Source organism: Bradyrhizobium pachyrhizi, assembly GCF_001189245.1.
Classification (GTDB): Bacteria; Pseudomonadota; Alphaproteobacteria; order Rhizobiales; family Xanthobacteraceae; genus Bradyrhizobium; species Bradyrhizobium pachyrhizi.
This window is the reverse complement of record NZ_LFIQ01000015.1, coordinates 1-2,475: the sequence shown is the minus strand read 5'-3', so window position 1 is coordinate 2,475 and position 2,475 is coordinate 1. Positions and strand designations below refer to the sequence as shown.

Genomic DNA, 2,475 nt, shown 5'->3' with positions numbered 1-2,475 from the left:
TTAGGCACATCCGCCAGGGTGACCGTCTCTAGCCACCCCTCCTTGATCATGGCGGGAAATACCGCCGACCATTCACCAATCAGATCATAGGGCGAGTTGGGCCATACGGCCTTGATTTTCCCCAAGGCGGCCGCGCCTCCGCCGACATGAACCGCCCAGTTGATGTCGGTCTTGTCCCACTTCTCGGCCAACTTTTTGGAGGCATCGACATACGGCTTTGGGAACTCCAATGCCGTGAGGTTTTCTTTTGCGTGAACTTCAGAGGACAAGGATGAAGCAAGGCTGAGCGCGGCTGCTCTTTGGAGAACTTCTCTGCGTGTCACTCCCATGGCCTGTCTCCTTTGGATGCTCACGCTTTCAAGCGTCATCCTGCCGAGGTTTAGGATCGGACTAGCTCAAGCAATCTGACACACGGAACTATAAATTGTGGCGAAGCGGAAAGACCGCATAAATCGGCTCTCGTATGGTGGATCCCTGCAAGATGACGGCCCCTTTTATTGCTAGGTATCAAAAGCGGACCAAGCGCGTGGACGAGCCGGCTCGACTTCTTACTTGGACAATTAGTCGCTTCCGGCGGCGCGTAGGCGCTCCTCGGGATCACGAGGTTATGCCGGCTCCGAATGTCGGGCGTATGCACATGCCATGCGGCGCAGAAGCCGCACTCGACGCTGCCGCGTGCCTGCTTCCACCCGTCGGTGAAGTTTCGAGGCCGCCCCGAGGTTCTTCCGATGGCCCGCCGAACCTGACGAGATCATCGCCGACGGTGGGACGCAGGCGCTTGCTTCCTCTTGCCGGTGTACAGCGCAGCACCGAACCTAGGTCGTTCATCTCGCCCGTTTAATGCGCTCGGTCATTGCGCAGGCCCTGATTGCGGCACTGAATATGATGTCTAGACTCCACTTACCAGCAATGCGCCAATCTAGAGGAACGGGCAGGCTCTGGACGCGTAACCGCCCAGCACCTCGAACCGACTCATTTGAACACTGAAACCACAAAAGCGACCTCGGCCATTCAGGCGTAGTAGACGAAGAAGCGAGCCTCGACACTCTCACGGGGCTTTGCATTGGGATATGCGCGACGATCGTCAAATGCCGAGTGAGGTGACTGCGGCTTGTAATGCTCGTCCGAATCATAGCCCTTAAATAAAATGAGCTCGTCTGCAACCATTTCCGGGAAATAGTACCACCGCTGGGCCGGATTAAAGCGAAGGCCGCAAGTCTTGAACGCGCTGCCAGGCTCGTTTCGGGTATTTGCCACGTACTCAAACACGTCGATATCGCTGTCGAGAACGGTGCTCGCGTCGCAAAACGCCAAGGGGAAATCCTGCGGCGGCGGCGAGAGAGCACGCCAAGCTTGAATGACCATCATCCGGGAATACGGTCGAATCGGAATGCCCTGCACTTGGTTTTCGGCCGCGGCAGCTACAGGGCCGGCAATCGATGCAAAATCAACATGAGCCATTGCACCCGGTTGCCTGACTCCGGAGACTTTATTCCAACCTCCTTTGGGAATGCCGGCGCCCTCGGAACGACGAATATAAAGACCGCTCCGTCTAGGCACGACCCAAGATGCATTGAAGTAGCTCTTGAGGAACGGAACCATTTCCTCCAGATACCTCTCGCGCATGACCTCTGGATCTCGAACGTCCGCACATGAGGTCTTGTGGCGAATCAGAGTGAAGCCTTCCTTGTCGAGGGATAGTTCATCCACGATCGAACGTGCGTTGCGAATGGAAACGTCATAGCTGACCATTGGATGGTCTTCGAACGTCGGCACAACAACTTCTGGAGCCTTTTCGTCGGGCGCGCGCCGGCAAAAGACAATTTCACCTTGCGCGCATTCCAACTGATCGCGGTTTACTTGCGCTGTCGAAGCGGCTCGTTTCGCAGTTCCCATGGCTGATTTCTCCCTAGGTGCCACCATGTTTTTTCTGACGAAACTATAACCCAGAGCCAGCGCCCAAAGGCCGCGATAATCCGGCCAGATTTGCAGAAATTCTGCAACTGAGCCGGCACCTTGTGCCGGCACGGGGCGACAGCCCGCCTTTGAGGTTCAGGACTCCGAGACAGCGTGAGGTCGTGATGCCGTGAACGAAGTATCGCGGTGCCCGAAACCAAGTTCCCAGGATGGTCAAATAGCTCGCGATAACGTCTCTCACTAAACAGATGTTCATCGCTCGGCTCTTGGAGGACGCCTGCATCGGCGTTTAGCGGTCCGGATGTCCGATGTCGATCTCACGCCGGTCATCCAATCGGTTCAGCATCAGACAACCATGCGACTTGAGCGATCAAACATGCTCGAGCCGGCGAAACAACGCAAAGCGAATGCCCGCGTCCACTGTGCGCGCCCTGTAGGAATGCGGTCGTCCGTAGTCGTCTCTTGTCCGTCAAGACGCTGACATCTCTGACGATGAGGCTAAGCCGTCGCAGCAGGTCATCGCATCCTCGGTGCACTTGCGCTCAATAGCCGCGTCGC

1 protein-coding gene and 1 pseudogene are annotated in these 2,475 nt (G+C 56.7%); both read right to left on the bottom strand.

From position 1 onward, the window contains the following. A pseudogene (locus AKL29_RS00400) lies at positions 1–329 on the bottom strand (extracellular solute-binding protein); the annotation flags it as partial. Positions 330–1,011: 682 nt separating this feature from the next. After that, positions 1,012–2,028 (bottom strand): CmcJ/NvfI family oxidoreductase, encoded by a 1,017-nt coding sequence (locus AKL29_RS00395; protein WP_244481652.1) that lies wholly within the window; start codon positions 2,026–2,028, stop codon positions 1,012–1,014. Between the last annotated feature and the right edge of the window lie 447 nt (positions 2,029–2,475).